This window comes from bacterium (genome assembly GCA_024742285.1).
In the GTDB taxonomy this organism is placed as follows: Bacteria; Myxococcota_A; UBA9160; order UBA9160; family UBA4427; genus UBA4427.
This window is the reverse complement of the sequence record JANSYR010000010.1, coordinates 150517-172096: the sequence shown is the minus strand read 5'-3', so window position 1 is coordinate 172096 and position 21580 is coordinate 150517. Positions and strand designations below refer to the sequence as shown.

14 protein-coding genes are annotated in these 21580 nt (G+C 69.4%); 10 read left to right on the top strand and 4 right to left on the bottom strand.

Annotated features, from left to right (window positions below; translation table 11 throughout):
- The first annotated feature begins 74 nt into the window (after positions 1–74).
- The gene (locus NXI30_18495) at positions 75–1994 is read left to right on the top strand and encodes a BamA/TamA family outer membrane protein (protein ID MCR9096221.1); all 1920 of its coding nucleotides are present in this window, start codon (positions 75–77) and stop codon (positions 1992–1994) included.
- Positions 1994–5599 (top strand): translocation/assembly module TamB domain-containing protein, encoded by a 3606-nt coding sequence (locus NXI30_18490; GenBank protein ID MCR9096220.1) that lies wholly within the window; start codon positions 1994–1996, stop codon positions 5597–5599. The genes NXI30_18495 and NXI30_18490 overlap by 1 nt, the downstream gene beginning before the upstream one ends.
- Here NXI30_18490 and NXI30_18485 read toward each other — a convergent pair.
- Positions 5596–7578 (bottom strand): pyrroloquinoline quinone-dependent dehydrogenase, encoded by a 1983-nt coding sequence (locus tag NXI30_18485; protein MCR9096219.1) that lies wholly within the window; start codon positions 7576–7578, stop codon positions 5596–5598. The two genes, NXI30_18490 and NXI30_18485, sit on opposite strands and share 4 nt — an antisense overlap.
- Positions 7575–8678, bottom strand: a complete 1104-nt coding sequence (locus NXI30_18480; GenBank protein ID MCR9096218.1) for a DUF1214 domain-containing protein — start codon at positions 8676–8678, stop codon at positions 7575–7577. The genes NXI30_18485 and NXI30_18480 overlap by 4 nt, the downstream gene beginning before the upstream one ends.
- A 123-nt stretch (positions 8679–8801) precedes the next feature.
- Here NXI30_18480 and NXI30_18475 point away from each other — a divergent pair, with 123 nt between their 5' ends.
- From NXI30_18475 to NXI30_18450, 6 genes are all read left to right on the top strand, one after another.
- Positions 8802–9470, top strand: a complete 669-nt coding sequence (locus tag NXI30_18475) for a TetR/AcrR family transcriptional regulator (protein ID MCR9096217.1) — start codon at positions 8802–8804, stop codon at positions 9468–9470.
- A 60-nt stretch (positions 9471–9530) separates the two neighbouring features.
- Entirely contained in the window at positions 9531–10877 is a 1347-nt protein-coding gene (locus tag NXI30_18470) for a cytochrome P450 (GenBank protein ID MCR9096216.1), read from the top strand.
- Complete coding sequence (locus NXI30_18465) at positions 10877–11974, top strand: dihydrodipicolinate reductase (GenBank protein ID MCR9096215.1); 1098 nt, start codon at positions 10877–10879, stop codon at positions 11972–11974. The genes NXI30_18470 and NXI30_18465 overlap by 1 nt, the downstream gene beginning before the upstream one ends.
- A gap of 20 nt (positions 11975–11994) precedes the next feature.
- Positions 11995–12957 (top strand): Rieske (2Fe-2S) protein, encoded by a 963-nt coding sequence (locus NXI30_18460; protein MCR9096214.1) that lies wholly within the window; start codon positions 11995–11997, stop codon positions 12955–12957.
- Positions 12954–13160, top strand: a complete 207-nt coding sequence (locus tag NXI30_18455) for a ferredoxin (GenBank protein MCR9096213.1) — start codon at positions 12954–12956, stop codon at positions 13158–13160. The genes NXI30_18460 and NXI30_18455 overlap by 4 nt, the downstream gene beginning before the upstream one ends.
- Before the next feature lie 416 nt (positions 13161–13576).
- On the top strand, positions 13577–17023 hold the full coding sequence (locus NXI30_18450; protein ID MCR9096212.1) for a pyruvate carboxylase: 3447 nt from the start codon (positions 13577–13579) through the stop codon (positions 17021–17023).
- Between the two features lie 10 nt (positions 17024–17033).
- Here NXI30_18450 and NXI30_18445 read toward each other — a convergent pair whose 3' ends face one another.
- Positions 17034–17441, bottom strand: coding sequence for a PaaI family thioesterase (locus NXI30_18445; protein MCR9096211.1), 408 nt, complete (start codon positions 17439–17441; stop codon positions 17034–17036).
- Positions 17442–17525: 84 nt separating this feature from the next.
- On the opposite strand from NXI30_18445, the gene NXI30_18440 reads away from it, so the two are divergent.
- The gene (locus NXI30_18440; protein MCR9096210.1) at positions 17526–18680 is read left to right on the top strand and encodes an epoxide hydrolase; all 1155 of its coding nucleotides are present in this window, start codon (positions 17526–17528) and stop codon (positions 18678–18680) included.
- A gap of 38 nt (positions 18681–18718) precedes the next feature.
- Here the strand turns inward: NXI30_18440 and NXI30_18435 are convergent, their stop codons facing one another.
- Entirely contained in the window at positions 18719–20083 is a 1365-nt protein-coding gene (locus tag NXI30_18435) for a cytochrome P450 (protein ID MCR9096209.1), read from the bottom strand.
- Between the two features lie 137 nt (positions 20084–20220).
- Between NXI30_18435 and NXI30_18430 the strand changes: the two genes are divergently transcribed.
- Positions 20221–21552: an acyl-CoA dehydrogenase family protein gene (locus tag NXI30_18430; GenBank protein MCR9096208.1), complete on the top strand. Its 1332-nt coding sequence runs from the start codon at positions 20221–20223 to the stop codon at positions 21550–21552.
- The last annotated feature ends 28 nt before the right edge of the window (positions 21553–21580 follow it).

Genomic DNA, 21580 nt, shown 5'->3' with positions numbered 1-21580 from the left:
AGGGGAGAGCGGACCATCCAGCGGCCGTTCGCGACGAGGACCGTCGCCCCGGTGACCCGGTCGAGGAGTCCAGGATGGGCGGCGGCCCCACGCCCGCGGCGGTCGGAATCCGAGCGAGGAAGCAAGTCCTGTCCCTCGTGACGGTGCTCGTCGTGATCCTGCTCCCGCAGGGGGCGCCTGCACAGACCGGGGGCACCGATGATTCCGCGCCGTCCGGCCCGATCATCGAGCACCTCCGCTTCGACGGGCTGACCCTCTTCGAGGAGTCCGAGATCGCCGAGCAGATCGTCACCTCGGAACGCGCCGCGCTCGACCCGCGGTTCTGGCGCCCCGCCCCGCGGCTCGATCCGTTCACGCTGGAAGACGATCTGGACCGTATCCGCGATCTGTACCGCTCGGTCGGCCACTTCGAAGCGGAGATCCAGGCCGACGTCGTCCCGCTCGCGCCCAGCCGCTCGGCGGAGCGCGTCGACGTCCACCTCACGATCGTCGAGGGACCGGCGACCCGACTCGACGGCTGGGACCTCACGATCGTCGAGCCGGCGGACGCGGCGCGACCGCTCTCCGACGCCGAACGGACCGCGCTGCAGGCGATCGTCGAGCCGCGCGACGAGGGGCGCTTCGGGACGCGACTCTATCGGGAGCGACGCGAGGCGCTGCTGCTCGCCTGCGCCGAGATGGGCTTCCTCTTCGCGCGGATCGAGGGTCGAGCGAGCGTCTCGACGGAGACCCTCTCTGCACGCGTCGACTGGCAGCTGCGGATCGGCCGACGCGCGACGGTCGGTGCGATCTCGTTCACTGGCCTCGAGAGGGTCTCGAGGCACGTCGTCGCGCGCGAGCTTCGGCTCGAGCGAGGTGAGGTCCTGCGGGCTTCGATGCTCCGCGACTCGGAGCGACGGCTGATCGAGACCGCGCTCTTCCGGAGCGTCGTGGTCGGCGAGCCGAAGGGCGGAGACGGCGCCCGCGTCGACGGCGTCGTCGATCTCGAGATCTTCCTGGAGGAAGCGCCGCCCCGGTCGGCGCGCGCGTCGATCGGCTACGGAAGGGAAGACGGCCCCCGCGCAGAGGTGTCCCTCGACTGGCGCAACTTCCTGGGCGACGCGCGAAGGCTTCGGCTCCGCGCCTTCGGCTCGTTCCTCGACGTCGGTTTCGAGGGGACCCTCGGGCAGCCGCACTTCTTCGGTCCCAAGACGCGGGTCGACCTCTCGGTCTCCGCCCTGCGTCGGGCGCGTCCCGGATACGAGGCCTTCGTGACCGGGGCGAGCGGGATCGTCTCGCACGCGCTCCGTCGCGACGGGCCGGTCACCGTCTTCGGCGGACTCGGCTACGAGCTGTCCGACATCCTGAGCTTCGAGATCAGCACCTCGCCCGCGGTGCGTGGCCCCGAAGACAGCGTGATCGTGAATGGCTTCGGCGGCATCCGCTACGACGGCGTCGACGACCGTCTCGACCCGCGCCACGGCTTCCGGGCGACCCTCGAAGCCGAGCTCGGTGGGTTCCCGCTCGGCTCCGACCTCGACTACCACCAATGGAGTCTGGACCTTCGGGCCTATCGCGCCCTCGGTCCCGTCGTCCTCGCCGCGCGCGCCGCGGCGACCACCCTCGATCCGATCGACGGTTCGCGCGACGACGTTCCTCTCACGCGGCGACTCTATTCCGGTGGCACGCAGTCGATCCGAGGCTTCGGGTTCCAGAAGCTCGGCCCGGAGGACGCGGCGAACGACCCGATCGGCGGGCTCTCGCGGATGGAGCTCGGGACCGAGCTGCGCCTACGCGTCTACGGCCCCTTCGCGCTCGTGGGCTTCGTCGAGGCCGGGGACGTCCGGTCCCGTCCCTTCGCGTTCCACCCGAGCGCGCTGCGCGCCGCGGCCGGGCCCGGCCTCCGCGTCGATACGCCCGTCGGCCCGCTCCGGCTCGACGTCGGTTTCCTGCTGAACCCGCCGCGCGACACGGATCCGTGGCGTATTCATCTGTCCGTGGGGCACGCATTCTGATGAGAAGACTCTTCTCCCTGCTCGGCTGGCTCGTGTTCTCGGCGATCGTCGCGGCGACGGTGATCGTGATCGCGATCGACGTCGGCTTCCAACGCGATCGTTTGCGAGACGCCGCGCTGTCGATCGTCCGCGACGAGCTCGGGCTCGAAGTCGCGGTCGATCGGGTCGACGGTCGCGCGAGCCGGGGCCTCGAGCTGCACGGCGTCCGGATCGGCCCCGAGGCCGCGCCCCTCGCGGAGATCGATCGAGTGCGCGCCGAATGGCGGATCTGGCGATGGCTCCTCGACGACGAGCTCCGGATCGAACGAATCGAGGTCGAGAGAGCGAGGCTCTCCCTGGAACGCGACGCGGACGGGCGGTGGCGAACGCTCGACGATGTGCTCGATCGCCTTGCCGACCGGCAGCCGCCGGCGCCGGCCGCGGACGCCGAAGCGCTCCCCCCGATCCTGGTCCGGCGACTCGCGATTCGTGATTCGCAGATCGCCCTCACTGCGACGTCCACGGACGCGAGCGACCCGAACGACGGCGCGGAAGGCGCCGATCGGATCGTGTTCGCCGTCGAGGCCGAGGCCACCGGAATCCGCCCCGACACGGAAGTCGGCCTGCCCGTCGAGCGTGCGGACCTCGAGCTCGAGCTGGTCGAGGCGATGCGCGTCGGGTCGACGCTGCCCGCGTTGGACGCCGCGCGAATCATCGTCGGCCTCACGGCGGAAGGCGGTCTGTCCACCACGCTCGAAGCGCGCGGCCCGGGTCTCACCCTCGATGCGACCGTCGAGGGGACGACCGGGACGCCCGGCCCCGTGCGATTCGCGCTGCGCGTCGACGACCTCGGCTCGCTGGCGCGCTGGGTCCCTCGCGCGGAGAACCTCCTCGGTCGCGCCCGGATCGAAGGCGAGCTCGAAGGCTTCCGGCTCGATGCGCCGACGATCTTCGAGCGCGACGCGCTCGATGGCCGCCTGACGGTCGACGCCGCGATCGACGGACTCCCGCCGATTCGGGGTCGATCACTGCCCCCCGGCCTGCTCGAGATCCAGGCCCGGGCGCGCGTCGACGCGGGCCGGATTCTCGTGGAAGGGGCGACGCTCTCCCACGCCCGGGGGCTCCAGGCGACGCTCTCCGGGACCGCATCGCAGACGCACCTCGAGGACGCATCCGTCGCCGCGCGGGTCGAAGACCTGGGCGTGTGGACTCGAGCGCTCCTTCCCGAGGTCGAGGATCTGCGCGGTCGAACGCTCGAGCTCACGGCCGACCTCGACGGACCGATCGACGCGCCGAGCGGCGCCGTCGTGGTGAACGCGCGGGGGCTCACCCTCGGTGACCTCGCGCCGACGGACCTCGCGGTCTCGCTCCGGCGAAACGGTACGGCCCCGGCCCGGCTCCACGCGCTGGCCTGGGCGACGGGGTCTCCCCGACCGGATCCACGCGCTCCCTCCGTCCCGCTCCGGATCGAAGCCGAGATCGATCCCGTCGGCCGACGGGCGACCTTCGGCGCGGCGTTCGACGGCACCTTCGTCTCGCAGTCGGGCGCCGTCCCCACCCCGTTCTCGGGCGCGTTCACGCTCGACGGCCGAACCGAAGCGGAGGGCGATGGTCTGCGGGTCGAAGCGCAGCTTCGCGGAGAGGAGGTCATCGTCGACACGACGTCGTTCGGCTCGCTCGACCTCGCCGGACGAACGCGCGCGCCAGCCACCCCGGATCGGATCGAGGTCGACCTGACACGACTCGAGACCGGAACCGGATCGGCGCGGTTCCCGCGAATCCGTCTGGAGCGGCCGGCCTCCCTCACGCTCGAGGCTTCGCAGCGCTGGAAGATCGACGACCTGGCCTTCGCGCTCGACTTCGAAGACGAGGGGACCGTCGAATCCGTGTCCACCGACTTCGACGCCGAGGGGCCCGTCGAATCCGGGTCCACCGACGGCGGACCGAACCCGGGCGCCGCGATCGTACTGACGGCCGACGGTCGCGCCGGCACGCCGGATTCGGTCGCTCTCGTGCTGCGCGCGCTTCCGATCGAAGCGATCACCGCGCACCTCGAAGCTCCCCCGCCCCTGAGCGGACGCCTCTCTCTCGAAGCCCGCCTGGACGCCCGGAACGGCGTCCTCTTCACCGCAGGCGAAGGGACGATCGAGGCCCCGACGCTCGCGGCACGCAGCTTCGACGACGTCTCCCTCTCCTGGGAAACGAACGAAGAGGCGAAGGCGACCCTTTCGCGCCTCGTCGTCCAGATGGCGGCGGCGACCCCGATCGAGATCGAGGCGCGTCTGCCTCTCGTGCCGTCGGATCCCGAGCGGATCCGCGGCGCCGTCCTGAACCAGACCACCTTCGTGGCGAAGCTCGACGGCTTCGATCTCGCGCTGCTCGCTCCCGCGATCCCTCGTACCCTGCGCGATCCCGCCGGAGAGCTCCGCGGACGACTCGAAGGACGGCTCGAAGACGGACGCCCGCGACTCTCCGGCCGCCTCGAGGTCGCGGACGCCGGCATCACCGTTCCCCTCCTCCGCCGACGCTTCGCCCCGCTCGACGGCCTGGCCGTCCTCGACGAATCGAGGCTGGAGCTCCGCGAGCTGCGTCTGGGCGACGACGAGGCGGGCGCTCGACTGACGGGATTCGTCGACCTCGCCCCCGACGCCGGCCTGCCGATCGACGCGGAGCTCGCCTTGCTGAACCTGCCGGTCTCCCGGTCGCCGCTCCTGCACGCCGACGTCGACGGGCGCCTCTCGCTCTCGGGGTCCCTGGCGCGACCGAAGATCGAGGGTCGACTGACGCTGCCCGGTGTACGGGTGCGGGTGCCCGCGGCCCAGGATCCTCTCCTTCGAGAGATCCGCCTGACCGCGGCCGCCGGCGACGCGCTCGTCGAGTCTGCGCCCGGCGCCGACGACTTCGTCACTTCGTCCTTCATCGACGTCGAGTTCGAGGTTCCCGAAGGCGCGCGGATCCGCGGCCAGGGCGCCCATCTCTACGTGAAGGGAAACGCCCGGATCGCTTCCCGCCCAGGCGAGGCCTTGCGGGTCTTCGGCGAGGGAGAGGTCGTCAACGGCACGTACACGCTCCAGGGGCGCCGCTTCCAGGTCCGCCGAGGAAGCGTCCGGCTCGTCGGCGACCGGGAGGTCGATCCCGTCCTCGACGTGGAGGCTCGTCTGCCGACCGGCGACATCGTCGCGATCGTCGACGTGACGGGCCGCCTCTCGTCCCCGATCGTCCGCCTGCGCTCCGAACCCGAGCGCAGCGAGCAGGACGTCCTGGCCTACCTGATCTTCGGACGCCCCGCGGACGAGGTCGGCGCGAGCCAGAGCGGCGCGATGGACGCGGCGGCGGCGCGTCTGGTCGCGGGGGTCGCCGAGCGCGAGCTGCGCGAGCTGCTCGGCGACGCGATGCCGGTCGACTCCATCGAGATCGGCGCCGACGACGAGGGCAACACGAGCGAGCTCGGCTTCGGAAAGTACCTGCAGCCCAACCTCTACCTGCGGTACGTGCACGTGCTCGGGGACGAACCGGCGGACCGGGTCGGCGTCGAGTACCGGGTGAACGATCTGATCAGCGTCGGCAGCAGCGTCTCGACGACCGGCGATGCCGGCCTCGACCTGATCCTCCGGCACGACTTCTAGGGCGCGCCCTCGTCCGGGAGCGCGTACGCGATGAAGACGTCGCCGGGCGGGAGGCCGACGCGCTCATAGCCGGTCGCGCCGATCACCACGTATTGACGCCCGCCCACGCGGTAGGTCATGGGCGTCGCGATCGGGGCGTAGGGCGTGTCCGTTCCCCAGAGAAGGTCGCCGGTCTCGGCGTCGAAGGCGCGGAACCGGTTCTCCATCGCGGCGCCGATGAAGACGAGACCGCCCCCCGTGGCGAGGGGCCCACCGATGTTCGGCACGCCCAGGTCCCAGGGAATCGGGAGCGGCGCGAGGGTGCGGAGTCCGCCGAGCGGAACCTGCCAGTCGATGTCGCCGGAACTCAGGTCGACGCTCGCGAGCGTGCCCCAGGGCGGCGTGCTGCAGGGCACGCCGAGGGGCGACGTGATCATCTCGCGGGTCATGCCGTAGGGCGTGCCCTTCATGGGCTGGAGCTCGACGTAGCCTTCGCCGGAGAACTTCAGGTCCTCCGGCATGTCCTTCCGTTCGACGAGGGCGACCTTCCATGGGAAGTCCTGCTGGTTGACCAGGATCCGCTGGCGCTCCTCGTCGACGGCGAGTCCGCCCCAGTTCTGCCCGCCCGCGTTGCCGGGCACCATCAGGGTCCCTTCGAGGGTCGGCGGCGTGTAGATCCCCTCGAAGCGGAGCGCAGCGATTGCGTCGCGACAGGCCGCGCGATCGAAGGGCGTGAGTCCCCAGGCGTCGTCGGGCGAGAGCGAATGGCGGACGAGGGGCGCTGGCTTGACGGTGAAGGGCTGCGTCGGCGCGAGCGCCTCCCCCGCGACGCGGACCTGTGGGACCGGCCGTTCCTCGACGGGGAAGAGCGGCTGGCCGGTCTCGCGATGGAGGATGAAGAGCATCCCCATCTTCGTCGCCTGGACGAGGGCCGGAATCTCGCGCCCGTCCCGACGCAGAGTGAAGAGGGTCGGCTGCGCGGGAACGTCGAAGTCCCAGAGGTCGTGGTGCACGGTCTGGAATCGCCAGGCGACTTCGCCGCTCGCCAGATGGATCGCGACGACGGAGCTTCCGTAGTAGTCGACGTCGAGATCGCCCCGATAGTAGTCCGGGGCCGGATTCCCCGTCGGCACGAAGAGCAGATCACGCTCGAGATCGACGGACATCGGTGCCCAGACGTTCGGCGTCCCGAGCGCGTAGCCGGCCTCGCTCGTGTTCTCGGTCGTCGGGACGAAGCCCGGCGAGCGCAGGTCCCAGGCCCACCGGAGCGTGCCCGTCCGCGCGTCGTAGGCCCGCACGACGCCACTCGGCGCATCGGTCCGCTTGTTGTCCGCGATCGCCGCTCCGACCACCACGACGTCGCGTCCGACGGCTGGCGGCGAGGTGACCTGGTACTCGCCCTTCCAGTCCTGGCGCCCGACGCCGGGGTTCAGGTCGACCTGTCCAGCCTCGCCGAAGCCCGGGCAGGGGTCGCCGGTCGACGCGTCGAGCGCGATCAATCGCGCGTCGTTCGTCGCCGTGAAGATCCGACGCCCGCAAGTCGCGCCTTCGTCGGCCGCCGGGTCGCGCCAGCTCGAAACGCCGCGGCAGACGAGCTGGTTGCCGTATCGACTGTCGAGGTCGAACCCCGGATCGAAGCGCCAGCGCTCCTCCCCGGTCGCCGGGTCCACCGCGATCACGAAGTTGGTCGGCGTACAGAGATAGAGCGTCTCGTCGACGAGGATCGGCGTGGTCTCGGACGCGAAGGGCGACCGCGTCTGCCCGCCGCGCGCGCCCGGCAGATCCCCCGTTTCGAACCGCCATACCTCCTCGAGGCAGGCGACGTTCTCCGAGCGGATCTGCGCGAGGGGCGAGTACCGGGTGCCGCCGGAGTCGTTCCCGTAGCTCGGCCACTCGCTGGCCGGCCCGCCGCTCGTCGCCGGCTCACAGGACGGATCCTCGGCGCAGCCCGAGAGCGCGAGGGCCAGCAACGGAAGCACCGCCGTTGCGACGCCCCTCACGCGAGCTCGCTCGCCTTCACGACCCGCGTCCTCGGCTCGACGATCTCCTCCGCGCCGGTCAGGCGAAAGAGGAAGGTGCCGTTCGTGTGGCCGGCGGTCGTGAGCCAGTTCGGCCAGCCGGGGTCCTTCTCGGTGATCACGATCCGGACGGAGCCGTCGGGCTCGACGTGGGCGGTGTCCTTGTTCACGTTCGTCCGGTGGTACCGGTAGTCGAGGCTCTCCATCCAGTAGTTGCAGACCTGAAGGCTCCACGCGCGACACGGCGGAACGTGATCCAGCTCGACCACGAGTGCCTCGCCTTCGGCCAGGGTCCAGTACGAGTTGAAGTAGGCGATCGCCGGATCGCCACCGACGCGACGGGTGATCTCGGGATCTTCCCGGGGAAGCTCGTTCGGGTGCGCCTGATAGCGCGCCGCCCAGTCACAGAAGAGATTCGCCGTGCCGTCGAGGAAGCCGACGGCGGAGCCGAGCCCTTCGGCGAACTTCGCGGGATCCAGCGGATCCGGGATCTCGCGCGCCGAGAGACACTCGATCTCGAGCTCGGCGATGGTCTCCTTCGAACGATCGCCGAAGGTCTGCCGAATGAGCAGCACCTGCGTCTCGTCGGTCATCGGAAGCCAGTTCCCAGGGTGCTCCTTCGTGCTGACGATGATCTCGAACGTGCCGTCGTCCGCGACCTCGAGCCCGTCCGTGTCGAGGAAGCCCGTCGGGAGCATCGTCCCACCCTGCCCGAAGTTGCTGCCCTGGGTCAGGAAGCTGACGGACTGGATCGTGCCGCGATGGCCGCGGATCCGGTACTCGAAGGCGCCGGAGAGCGCGCACTTCTGGAGGTACTTGTCCGGATCGTCCCCGCCGTACTTCACCATCTCGTCGCAGGGGCGGTAGATGACCGGGAACTCCGGATCGGCATGCTCGGTGAAGATGTCGAAGGACGAACGCAGAACCCGGGTCAGGTAGCGGTAGCCCTCGGCCCGGGTGAAGGGGTCCGCGGGGACCTCGGGGCGCAGGACGTGGCGCCCGACCTGCTTCAGGCGATCACAGAATTCGTCCCAGGCGGAGCCGTCCATCAGGCTCTGCAGGCGCTCGTCGACGTCGGGCATGGCCCCTCCTCATCGCCCGCGTGGGGCCGCCGCGGAGCGGACGCCCCGGGGCGTCCCCGGACGATGGCAGAAATGCGGTCGATCCAGGATTGAAATCTGATTCTAATCTGTCAATATCAGATTATGACGAGCGCCTCCCCCTCCCCCGGTGGCCGCCGAGCCGCGGCCCGCGAGCACGCGAAGAACGCGCGCCACGCCGCCTATCGCGATCTCGTCGTCGAGGCCGCCTCCGAGGCGTTCGCGCGGGACGGCGTCGCCGCGACGCGCATGGAACAGCTGGCGGAGGCCGCGGGGATCTCGCTCGGAACGCTCTACTCCGTCTACAAGGGCAAGGCCGAGATCGTCGACGCCCTCCACGAAGCCCGGCTCCGGGAGATCCACACGGCGTCGATCTCCGCCGAGGACGCGGCGTCGGATCCGCTCGAATCGCTCCTCGCCGGAAGCCGCGCCTACCTCGCGTACTTCATGGAGCGGCCCGAGTACCTGCGGATGTACCTCGACGAGGGCGCGAACTGGGGCGTACGGCGCTCGATGGATCGCGAGTCCCGGCGCGCGGCGGTCTGGGGCGATGGCGTGGCCCAACTGGCCGCGATCTTCGAGCGCGGAATCGAGGAAGGCGTCTTCGAGCCGGGGAATCCGGATCGGCTGGCGCGCACGATGCTCGCGATGCAGCAGGTGCTGCTCGCGGACTGGTACGAGGCCGGCGCGGATCCGTCCGACGAGGCCATCCTGAACGAAGTGGAGGTGCTGCTCCGGCGCGCCTTCTGTACCGAGGCGGGGCGCCCGCGTTAGGCGCTCTCCTTCGGGTCGACACCACGAGACGACACGAGAGTCAACACGAGAGGAATGCCCATGAGTGATCAGCCCCGCCCCAAGGTCGTGAGTGGCGCGAAGCCCGAGTCGGGCCACTACGACGAGTTCATGGCCCACGCGGCCCACTTCCTCTACCGGGCCTACCAGGAATGCGGCGAGCTCGCGGAGTTCGACCTCTTCGGCGCCAAGCACGTCCTGCTCGGGAGCGCCGACGCCCAGGAAGCGGTCTACCGGTCGCCGGACGATCGCGTCTCCACCGCGGCACCCTATCAGTACATGGTCCCCGTCTTCGGCGAGGGGATCCAGTACGGCGCGCCGCTCGAGATCGAGCGCCAGCAGGTCCGCTTCATGTCCGACGCGCTCCGCCCCAAGCGCATGAAGACCTATGCCCAGGTCGTGGCCGAGGAAGTCGAGGACTTCATCGCCGACTGGGGCGACGAGGGCGTCCGGGAATTCCACGACACGTTCAAGGACATGGTCCTGCGTACCTCGACCCACTGTCTGATGGGCAGGGAGTTTCGCGAGCGGCTGACGGACGAATTCGGCGTGCTCTTCGCCCAGCTCGAGCACGCGATCTCGCCGGAGGCGGTGATCGACTTCAAGTCCGAGGCGGACGCCTTCGCCAAGCGCGACGAGGCGCGGGCGCGGCTCCAGGACATGCTGATGGAGGCGGTGAACGATCGGCTCGAAGCGAACGCCCGCGGCGAGGAACCGCCGACGGACATGCTCCAGAGCTTCCTCGATGCGCGCTACAAGGACGGCAGCGCGATGGCCCACGAGCTGATCCCCGGCATGATCATCTGGATCATGTTCGGCGGCTTCCACACCAGCTCGAACACCGCCGCCTGGTGCTGCGTCGAGCTCGCGCGTCATCCGGAGTACCAGCGCGAGGTGATCGAGGAGGTCGACGCGATCTACGGAGACGGCGGGGATCTCTCGTTCACGTCGCTGCGCGAGATGCCCGTGATGGAGGGCTTCCTGAGCGAGACCCTGCGGCTCCACCCGCCGCTTCTCACGCTCATGCGCCAGGTCGTGAACGAGCCCTTCGAGTACAAGGGCAACACCTTCGAGGTCGGGACGAACCTGGTGATCTCGCCCTACGTGTCCCACCGCCTCCCCGAACACTTCCCGGATCCGGAGCGCTTCGATCCCCATCGCCCGCTTCCGGAGCACCTCTTCGCGCTGATCCCCTTCGGCGGCGGGAAGCGCAAGTGCGTGGGCAACGCGTTCGCCTACCTCCAGGTGAAGTCGATCCTGACCGCCCTGCTCTCGCGCTACGAGCTCTCCTGCGTCGATCCGCCGGAGAGCTACCGCGAGGTCATGCCCTCGCTGATCCTCCGCCCGAGCGACCCCTGCAACCTCCGCTACACGCGGCGGGTGAAGTGATGGCGGCGCCGATTCCGCGAAGCGCGGCGGGTGAAGCGATGGCGGCGCCAATTCGCGTGATCCAGTGGGCGACGGGGAGCATCGGCACCCACGCCATCCCCGCCATCCTCGAGGATCCGGGCCTCGAGCTCGTCGGCGTGAAGGTCTACTCCGAAGCCAAGGAAGGAAAGGACGCGGGCTCCCTCGTCGGGATCGACCCGATCGGGATCACCGCGACTCGCGACGTGGACGCGCTCCTCGCTCTTGACGCCGACTGCGTGCTCTACGCGCCGCTCCTCGCGGACGTGGGCGAGATCTGTCGCCTCCTCGAAGCGGGACTCAACGTGATCACGCCGGCGGGCTGGGCGTATCTCAAGGACGGCGCCGAGAAGCAACGCCTCGACAAGGCGTGTGCCGCTGGGGGCGTGTCCTTCCACGGCACGGGGATCCACCCGGGCTTCAGCGGCGACCGTCTGCCCGTCGTCCTATCGGGCCTCTCGCGTCGGGTCGATCGCGTGCGCGTAATCGAGATCTGCAACATGTCGGTCATGAGCGAGAGCCCCGAGATGGTCATGGACCAGCTCGGCTTCGGCCTGCCGGCGGACGAGGCGCGCAAGAATCCCCCGCCGCTCCTCGACGTCATGAGCACGATCTTCTTCCAGTCGATGGACATGGTCGCCGCGAGCCTGGGCTTCGAGATCGAGCGATACGAGAAGCGCTTCGAGTTCGCGACCTGCCCCCACGACGTCGAGGTCTCCGCCGGTACGATTCCGGCGGGCCACGTCGCCGGTCAGCACTACGAGTATCTCGGCTTCGTCGACGACGAGGCGGTGATCGAGTTCCAGACCTACTGGCGGATGACGCCCGACCTGGAACCGAACTGGCCCTACGACGCGATCCTCGAGTATCGCGTCGAGATCGACGGCGATCCGCCGCTCCAGCTCTCGTTCGGCCCGGTCACCGACGGCAGCTCGACCGAGTTCGGCCTGCTGGCGACGGCCATGAACTGCGTGAACGCGATCGCCCCGGTCTGCGCGGCGGAGCCGGGGATGCGCACCACCCTCGACCTGCCGCCGATCGCCGCCCACGGCCGCTTCGTTCGCCCGAGCGAGCGCTAGGTCGCGCGAAGGAGTCGACGATGCCCCGCTTCCCCTTCGGCACGCCCTTCAGCTGGTATCCCGTCGCCTGGAGCTCCGAGATCGCACCCGGCCAGATCATCCGGCGCGCCTACTTCGGCGAGGAGCTCGTGGTGTTCCGGACGGAGGACGGCGAGGCGAGCGTGCTGGACGCCTACTGTCCCCACCTCGGAGCCCACCTCGGCGTGGGGGGCAAGGTCGACGGCGAGGGGATCCGCTGTCCCTTTCACGGCTGGAGGTTCGGCGGCGACGGGTCCTGCCTCGACGTGCCCTACGCCAAGCGGAAGCCGCAGGGCGTGCGTGCGCGGACCTACCCGACCCGCGAGGTCGCCGGCGTCGTCTGGGCCTGGTACCACCCCGACGGAGCGGCCCCGACCTTCGATCCGCCATCGATTCCGGAGTTCGGCGCCGCGGACTGGACGGCGGACTGGACCCAGTACGACTGGACGATCCGGACCCATCCCCAGGAGATCTCCGAGAACAGCGTCGACTGGCCCCACCTGACCCAGGTCCACCTGATGGAGCCACCGCCCAACCGCACCGTCGAATTCGTCGGGCACGAGATCCAATGGCAGACGGTGACGAGCAAGCACGTCACGACGATGGACGACGAGCACGACGACATCGTAATCACCGGCCGCAACCCCGGCCTCGGCTGCAGCTACGTCAAATACACCGGGATGGGGGATACGGTGATCCTCATGGGCATGACGCCGGTCGACGACGAGATGCTCCACATGCGCTTCGGCGTGATCGGCAAGAAGGCGGGCCGGAGCGACCGGGAGATGGCCGCCTTCCACCAGGCCTACTCGGACGACATGGCGGCCGCCGTCGAGCAGGACTTCCCGATCTGGGAGAACAAGACCTACTACGACCGGCCGCGCCTCTGTGACGGCGACGGACCGGTCGGTGACTACCGGAAATGGGCCAGCCAGTTCTACGTGCAGACGGAGACGGATCGATGAAGGTGAAGACGGACCTGGACCTCTGCCAGGGGCACGGCATGTGCGAGGACACCGCGCCCGAGGTGTTCCGCGTCGTCGAGTCCGACGACGGGTCCTACTCCCACGTCGAGCTGGTCGTGGCGGAGGCGGACGAGGGGCTTCGAGAGAAGGTCGAGGAAGCGGTTCGCTACTGCCCGAATCGCGCCCTTTCGATCGAGGCGTGAGCGCGTCCGGCGAGGGCCGGCGCCCGAGTCCCGCGTCCATCGCTGCGAGCGCGTCCGCACGCAGGCCAAGCTTCGTCGCCGCGTAGGCCTTCGCGGCGAGCGACCGGAGCCCTTCGAGCCGCCCGAGGGCGCGCTTCTCGCCCCTTCCCGGACCGACGACGTCGTCGAGCAAGCCCCCCGCGATCGCCTCGGCGTCCCGGGCGAGAACCTACGACCGGATCGCGACGGCCTGGAGCGCGGTCCGGGCGACCCGCGTCCGGAGGAGCGGGAGCGGCCCCTAGAGCTCCCGCCGGTTCGCCCGAAAAGGCCGTCCGGCCTCGCGAGAAACGTCTTTATCTACTTGATTTCAGTGAACAATGCACGAAACGGGGAAACCTGTACACTCGGCGCCCACCCATCTCTGCGGACCCCTCCCCATGCCTGACCCGATGCCCTTCGAACGCCTGCTGATCGCCAATCGCGGCGAGATCGCCATCCGGATCCACCGCGCCTGTGCCGAGCTCGGCATCCGCACGATCGGCATCCACTCCGACGAGGACCGCTACGCGCTCCACCGCTTCAAGGCGGACGAGGCCTATTCCCTCGGCGAGGGGGGCAATCCGGTCGGCGTCTACCTCGACATCCCGCGGATCCTCGAGATCGCCGAGGCGACCGGCGCCCAGGCCATCCATCCGGGCTACGGCTTCCTCTCCGAGCGCGCGGACTTCGCCGAAGCCGTGACCGCTGCGGGGATCCAGTTCGTCGGCCCCCCGGCGAGCGTCCTCTCCTCCGTCGGCGACAAGGTGAGCGCCCGCAACGCGGCGATCGAAGCCGGCCTCCCGATCATCCCCGGCTCGCCGCCGATCGAAGACGCCCAGGCGGGACTCGAGTACGCCCGCGAGATCGGCTTCCCGGTCATGGTCAAGGCGAGCGGCGGAGGCGGCGGCCGCGGCATGCGCGTCACCAACACCGAGGCGGAGTTCGTCGAGAACTTCGAGGCCGCGCGCCGGGAAGCCGCCAGCGCCTTCGGCAACGACGAGGTCTTCGTCGAGAAGCTCGTCACCCGCCCGAAGCACATCGAGGTCCAGATCCTCGCGGACAAGCACGGCAACGTGGTCCACCTCTTCGAGCGCGACTGTTCGATCCAGCGACGCCACCAGAAGGTCGTCGAGCTCGCCCCGGCACCGAACCTGCCGCAGGAGCTCCGCGAGAAGCTCTGCGACTCCGCGGTCGAGTTCGCGCGGCACGTCGGCTACCAGAACGCGGGCACCGTCGAGTTCCTCGTCTCCGGCGACGACTACTACTTCATCGAGATGAATCCCCGCGTGCAGGTCGAGCACACGGTCAGCGAGGAGATCACCGGCGTCGACATCGTCGGCTCCCAGATCCGCGTCGCCGCCGGCCAGACCCTCGAGTCGATGGGGATCTCCCAGGAGACCCTCGCGCCGCGAGATTTCGCGATCCAGTGCCGCGTGACGACCGAGAATCCGGAGAACGGCTTCCTCCCGGACTACGGCCGACTCATCTCCTACCGATCCCCCGGCGGCCTCGGCGTCCGCCTCGATGCGGGCAACGCCTTCCCCGGCGCGATCATCACGCCCTACTACGACTCGCTCCTCGCGAAGCTCACGACCCGAGGCCGTGACCTCGAGGAAGCGTCGTCCCGCGCGCTGCGCGCCCTCGGCGAGTTCCGCGTCCGCGGCGTAGAGACCAACGTCTCCTACCTGCGGCGCTTGATCGATCACCCGACCTTCCAGGCCGGCGAGTGCGACACGCACTTCATCGCCGAGACGCCCGAGCTCCTCGAGTTCGACGAGGACCGCGGGATCGGCACGCGTCTGCTGACCTACCTGGCCGACGTGACCGTGAACGGCCGCCCGAACGTCGAGCGCCTCGACCCGGACGCGCTCCGCCAGACGCCGCAGATCCCCTCCTACGACCGCAAAGCCGAGCCGCCGGCCGGCTCGAAGCAGAAGTTCGAGGAGCTCGGTGCCGAGGGCTTCGCCGCGTGGATGCGGAGCCACGAGGCCACCCTCGTGACCGACACGACCTTCCGCGACGCCCACCAGTCGCTCCTCGCGACGCGCCTGCGGACCCAGGACATGCTGGCGGTCGCCCCCGCCCTCGCGCGTCTCGCGCCCCAGCTCCTCTCCCTCGAGATGTGGGGCGGCGCGACCTTCGATGTCGCGATGCGCTTCCTCGACGAGGATCCGTGGCAGCGCCTCGAGGTCCTGCGCAAGGCGATCCCGAACGTCCTCTTCCAGATGCTGCTCCGCGGCGCGAACGCGGTCGGCTACACGACCTACCCGGACAACGTCGTCCGCGAGTTCGTGAAGGAAGCCCACGAGCGCGGCATCGACCTCTTCCGCATCTTCGACTCCCTCAACTGGGCCGATCAGATGCAGGTCGCGATCGATGCCACCCGCGAGTCCGGCGCGATCGCCGAGGTCGCCATCTGCTACACGGGCGACATCCTCGAGCCGGGTCGCGAGCGGTACGCGCTGAACTACTACGTGGACCTCGCGAAGGACCTCGTCGACCGTGGCGCGCACATCCTCTGCATCAAGGACATGGCGGGCCTGCTCAAGCCCTACGCGGCGAAGAAGCTGGTCTCGGCCCTGCGCGACGAGGTCGAAGTTCCGATCCACCTCCACTCCCACGACTCCGCAGGCATCCAGGGGGCGGCCTACCTCCAGGCGGTCGAGGCCGGAGTCGATGCGATCGACTGCGCCTTCGGACCGCTTTCGGGATCGACGAGCCAGCCGAACCTCCAGAGCGTGGTCGCCATGCTCGCGCAATCGCCGCGGTCCTCGGAGCTCGACCTCGACCAGCTGCTGCCCTTCGACGCCTACTGGGAGTCGGTCCGGTCGAACTACCACGCCTTCGACAAGGGGCCGTACCACGGCTCCGCGGAGGTCTACGAGCACGAAATCCCGGGCGGGCAGTACACGAACCTGCGGACGCAGGCGGTCGCGATGGGTCTCGGTGAGCGCTGGCGCGACGTCATGAAGATGTACGCCGAGGTCAACAAGCTCTTCGGCGACGTCGTGAAGGTGACCCCGTCCTCGAAGGTCGTCGGCGACATGGCCCTCTACATGCTGTCGAACGGTCTCACACCGAAGGACGTCATGGATCGCGGCCGCGACCTGACCTTCCCCGACAGCGTGATCGAGTTCTTCGAGGGACGGATCGGGCAGCCCGCCTATGGCTTCCCGGAAGAGCTGCAGAAGCTCGTCCTCAAGGACCGCACGCCCCTCGACGCACGCCCCGGCGCGGATCTCGCCGACGCGGACCTCGAGGCCGCGGCCGCGGAGCTCACGAACAAGCTCGGCCGTGAGGCGACGAAGGCCGAGGTCCTCGCCTACGTCCTCTACCCTCGGGTCTTCCTCGACTACGTCGAACGAAGGCGCGAGCACGGCGAGCACCTCACGGTCCTGCCGACCGTCGCCTTCTTCCACGGCATGGGCCTCGGCCAGGAAATCCATCTCGAGACCGAGCCCGGACAGGGCCTCGTCGTCCGCCTCGTTGCGATCGGCGACCCGGACTCCGAGGGCCAGCGTCAGGTCTTCTTCGATCTGAACGGCCAGCCCCGACGCATCCTGGTGCACGACCGGACGCTCGGAATCCAGATCGAGCGTCACGCCAAGGCCGACTCGGACGATCCGCTCCAGGTCGGCGCGCCGCTCCCGGGCCTGCTCGCGAGCCACGCCCACGGCGAAGGGGACGCGGTCCCCGCCGGCGAGATCCTCGCCGTGATCGAGGCCATGAAGATGGAGTCGAGCGTGACCGCGCCGGTCGCCGGTCGGATCAAGAAGATCCACATCGCCGCCGGGGAACAGATCGAGACGGGCGATCTGCTCTACACGCTGGAGGCTGCGGAGTAGCGACCGCGCCTCAGAACCGTTCGCGTTCCTTCTGAGCCATGGTCTCGGTCAGCATGAACGTGCCCGTGGCCTTGCAGATCAGGCGGTCCTCGTCGTCCCGGATCTCGGCCTCCGCGTAGGCCGTGCGGCGCGACGTGTTGACGCATCGCGCGACGACGCGAACGCGACCCTGCTGGACCGGGCGGAAGTAGTTGATCTTTGCCTCGATGGTCGCGCAGCCCCGACCCGCTGGGAGCGTCGAGATGACCGAGCGGCCCATCGCCGTGTCGATCATCGTGAAGAAGACGCCGCCGTGGACGCGCTCGGCGATCGACAGATGGCGGTCGTCGACGTCGAGGGTCATCTCGCAGATCCCCTCCTCGGCGCGGTCGAACGCGATGCCCACGAAGCCGTTGAAATCGGAAGTCGGTTGGCTCATGGGCGCCGAGGATGTCATATCCGGCCCGCGCCGTCGCGGCCGAGCCGGGGGCGCCTTCGCGCGCATCGGTCCATACTGGCCGGCATGGAAGCTTTCGAGATCGCGATTCCCGATGCCTCGCTCGAAGATCTCCGTGCACGCCTCGATCGGGCCGTCCTCCCCGCGGACCCGTCGAACGAAGACTGGCGCTACGGGACCGAACGGACCTACCTCGCGTCCCTGCTCGACCATTGGCGGAACGGGTACGACTGGCGCGCCCACGAAGCCGCCATGAATCGGTACGCGCATTTCCGAACGACGATCGACGACGCGCCGATCCACTTCCTGCGTGTCCCGTCGCCGCGGGCCGACGCGATCCCGCTGATCATGACCCACGGCTGGCCGTGGACGTTCTGGGACTTTCAGCACGTCCTCGGGCCGCTCTCGGACCCGGACGCCCACGCTCGCCCGGACGCCCCGGCCTTCGAGCTGATCGTGCCGTCGCTTCCGGGCTTCGGCTTCTCGTCCCCGCTCACCCGGACCGGGATCGGCTATCCCGAGACCGCCGTCCTGTGGGACCGGTTGATGCGCGAGACGCTCGGCTTCGAACGCTATGCGGCCTATGGCGGTGACTGGGGCGCCCTCGTGACCGCCGCGATGGGTCACCGGTTCGCCGACCACCTGATCGCGGTCTACGAGAGCCTGCCCGGCTATCTCGGCCTCGACTACGAAGCCCTGCGCGAAGAAGACTACGCAGCGGACGAAACGGGATGGTGGGACCATCACGTGTCCATGAAGTCGACGATCACCTCGCACATGGCGGTCCATTCCCTCGATCCGCAGACCCTGGGCTATGCGCTCTCGGACTCTCCGGCCGGTCTCGCGGCCTGGATCCTCGAGCGCCGTCGTGCCTGGAGCGACTGCGACGGCGACGTCGAGAACTGTTTCTCGAAGGACGACCTCCTCACCACGATCTCGATCTACTGGCTGACCGGCACGATCACGTCGAGCCTCCGCTTCTACTGGGAGACGGCCCACCACCCCTGGCAGCCCGTCCACGATCGCCAGCCCCCCTGCGAGGCACCGACCGGGATCGGTGTCTTCCCGAAGGAGACGATCCTCGTGCCGAGACGGATCGCGGCGCGACACGCGAATATCGAGCACTGGACAGTGATGCCGCGGGGAGGCCACTTCGCCCCCGCGGAGCAGCCGGCACTCCTCGTCGACGACCTGCGCACCTTCTTCGCCGGACGATCCTGACGGGGGTGGGAACGGGGACGGGGGGCCGGCGCCGACGGTCAGTCGAGCTTCACCATCTGGTGGATCGCGCCCGCCACCGGGACGCGCTCGAAGGCGCCGTCCGGGGGGTGGAGGGTGACGGGGACGCCTTCGCGGGGCGCGACGGTGACCGCCTGGTGGCGATCGAAGCGGCTGCCGGCGACGACGGTGAAGCGGAAGCGCTGGAGCAGCCGGATCAGCGTGATCTTCTGCATCCGCGTCGTGAAGCCCTCGCCGATACAGCGACGCGGACCGGCGCTGAAGGGCAGGTACTCGTACTGGGTCGGCTTGAGCCCCTCCCAGCGATCGGGGCGGAAGCGCTCGGGCTCCGGATAGATCGCCGGGTCGTGGTGCGTGATGTAGTGGCTGAAGACCGCGGTCGAGCCGACCGGCAGGGTCTGCCCGAGGACCTCGGTGTCCCGGTTCGCGCGACGCACGTTGAACGCGACGGGCGGGAGGATCCGCAGGCTCTCCTTGAGCGCGCGATCGAGCGCCGGCAGGCGCCCGAGGTCCTCGACCGAGGGGGCGCCGTCGCCCACGACCCGCCGGATCTCGTCGACGAGGCGCCGCGCCTCCGCCGGATGCTGCGCCACCAGGAACAGCGTCCAGGCGAGGGCCTTCGACGTCGTCTCGTGGCTGGCGATGAACGCGATCGTCGACTCGCCCACCAGCTCCGCGTCGCCGATCGGCGCGCCCACCTCGTCCTTCGCCCGGATCAGACGGGAGAGGATGTCCTCCCCCGCCGCACCTTCCGCCCGGCGCTTCGCCACCAGCGCGAGCATCGTCGCCTCGACCTCTTCTGCCGCTCGCAGCATCCGTGCGTAGGGCGTGCCGGGCAGATCCCGCTGGAAGAGTCGAACGCCGAGGGCCGTGTTCATCTTGAACCAGCGGTCGATCGTCGCCGCGACCCGATCCGCCTCGGCGGCGTCGTCCATCGCGAAGAGCGTCGCGCTGCTCACGCGAATCGCGAGCCGGTTCATGTCGTCGAGGAGATCCCGGGTCTCCCCGGCGCGCCAGCCGGCGAGCATTGCGTCCACCGCCGCCACGACCGGAGCGTGGTACGCGTCGAGGGCCGACCCGGCGAGGGGCGGGACGAGCAGGCTCCGGTGGCGCTTGTGGATCGGTCCGTTGAGGTTCACGAGCCCTTCGCCGATCCGCCGCTGGGCGGAGCCCTCGGGCCCGGGCAGCGTGATCGGCAGGACGTGGAACGTGTCCGGGTCGCCCAGGATCGCCTCGTTCTCGCGTCGTCCGAGGAGGAACGCGACCTGTCGCCCCTTCCGTACGAAGTTTCGCTTGGCGCCCGGCTCCCGGTCGAGTCGGATCAGGCAGTCGACCGGATCGCGCAGGAACTGCACGTAGAAGCGAGCGTCGCCGAGGATCGACATGGTCGGAGTATGCGGCTTCGAGGCGCGCGGGGCACGGTCCGGCGGCGCTGGACGACGAGTCGCAAGGGGCGCCTGATCTTCTGACACGCGGTGTGCCATCATGCGCCTCGGCCGCGAGAACCGAGAAAGGACCCGCCATGCCCGGAATGGAATCCACCCCCGAGATGTACGACCTCCGCATGTCGGAGGCGAGCCGCCCCCTCTTCGACGCCGTGACGAAGTTCGTGCGCGAGGAGATCGACCCGGTCACCCAGAAGTACCACCAGCTCGGTGATCAGCGCGAGGACCACTGGGGCTACCACCCCCAGCAGCTCGAGATCCTCGACGGCCTCAAGCAGAAGGCCAAGGACCAGGGGCTCTGGAACTTCTTCCTGCCCGACGCGGAATCGGGCGAGGGCCTGAGCAACCTCGACTACGCCTACATCGCCGCCGAGCTCGGCAAGAATCCGATCGCGAGCGAGTGCTTCAATTGCTCCGCGCCGGACACGGGCAACATGGAGGTGCTCGAGCGCGTCGGAACCGAGGAGCAGAAGAAGGAGTGGCTCGAGCCGCTCCTCGCCGGCCAGATCCGCTCCGCCTACGCCATGACCGAGCCGGACATTCCGAGCTCCGACGCCAAGAACATCTCCTGTCGCGCCGAGCTCGTCGGCGACGAGTGGGTGCTCAACGGCGAGAAGTACTACATCTCGGGCGCCGGCGATCCGCGCTGCAAGATCATGATCGTGATGGTCAAGACGAGCCCGGACGCGCCGCCGCACCTCCAGCAGTCGCAGATCCTCGTGCCGACGGACACGCCCGGCTACGAGGTGCTCGGCCCGATGCACGTCTTCGGGAACGACGACGCGCCCCACGGCCACATGCACATCCGCTTCACCGACTGCCGCGTCCCGAAGGAGAACATCCTCCTCGGCGAGGGCCGCGGCTTCGAGATCTCGCAGGTGCGTCTCGGCCCGGGCCGGATCCACCACTGCATGCGCTCGATCGGCGCGGCGGAGCGGGCGATCGAGATGCTCGCGAAGCGCGCGCTGACCCGGAACGCGTTCGGCAAACAGCTCGCGAATCTGGGCAAGAACACCGAGGTGATCGCCAAGGCGCGGATCGAGATCGAGTCGATGCGCATGATGGTGCTCAAGGCCGCGAAGGCGATGGACGTGCTCGGTAACGCCCAGGCCCGGGTCTGGGTCAGCGCCGTCAAGGCGATGGTCCCGATCCGCGTGTGCGAGATCATCGACGAAGCGATCCAGATCCACGGCGCGACCGGCGTCTCCCAGTGGACGCCGCTCACCCGGCTCTACGCGAGCCAGCGCACGCTCCGACTCGCGGACGGCCCGGACGAGGTCCACTGGTTCGTCGTCGGCCGCGCGGAGCTCCAGCGCTGGGTCGAGGACGGTGCGAGCGACTACGACCCCAAGAAGCGCTTCCTCGAGGAGGAAGGCGGCTACGAGGGGTTCGCGTTCAGCGGGCCGTAGAACCCGGACCTGCTGGAAGGGGGACCGA

Bases quoted from the DNA above. Each gene is read 5' to 3' on its own strand.
- NXI30_18475 (MCR9096217.1), top strand. From the start codon at position 8,802: ATGACGAGCGCCTCCCCCTCCCCCGGTGGCCGCCGAGCCGCGGCCCGC.
- NXI30_18445 (MCR9096211.1), bottom strand. From the start codon at position 17,441: ATGAGCCAACCGACTTCCGATTTCAACGGCTTCGTGGGCATCGCGTTC.
- NXI30_18450 (MCR9096212.1), top strand. From the start codon at position 13,577: ATGCCTGACCCGATGCCCTTCGAACGCCTGCTGATCGCCAATCGCGGC.
- NXI30_18490 (MCR9096220.1), top strand. From the start codon at position 1,994: ATGAGAAGACTCTTCTCCCTGCTCGGCTGGCTCGTGTTCTCGGCGATC.
- NXI30_18455 (MCR9096213.1), top strand. From the start codon at position 12,954: ATGAAGGTGAAGACGGACCTGGACCTCTGCCAGGGGCACGGCATGTGC.
- NXI30_18470 (MCR9096216.1), top strand. From the start codon at position 9,531: ATGAGTGATCAGCCCCGCCCCAAGGTCGTGAGTGGCGCGAAGCCCGAG.
- NXI30_18460 (MCR9096214.1), top strand. From the start codon at position 11,995: ATGCCCCGCTTCCCCTTCGGCACGCCCTTCAGCTGGTATCCCGTCGCC.
- NXI30_18440 (MCR9096210.1), top strand. From the start codon at position 17,526: ATGGAAGCTTTCGAGATCGCGATTCCCGATGCCTCGCTCGAAGATCTC.
- NXI30_18435 (MCR9096209.1), bottom strand. From the start codon at position 20,083: ATGTCGATCCTCGGCGACGCTCGCTTCTACGTGCAGTTCCTGCGCGAT.
- NXI30_18480 (MCR9096218.1), bottom strand. From the start codon at position 8,678: ATGCCCGACGTCGACGAGCGCCTGCAGAGCCTGATGGACGGCTCCGCC.
- NXI30_18495 (MCR9096221.1), top strand. From the start codon at position 75: ATGGGCGGCGGCCCCACGCCCGCGGCGGTCGGAATCCGAGCGAGGAAG.
- NXI30_18430 (MCR9096208.1), top strand. From the start codon at position 20,221: ATGCCCGGAATGGAATCCACCCCCGAGATGTACGACCTCCGCATGTCG.
- NXI30_18465 (MCR9096215.1), top strand. From the start codon at position 10,877: ATGGCGGCGCCGATTCCGCGAAGCGCGGCGGGTGAAGCGATGGCGGCG.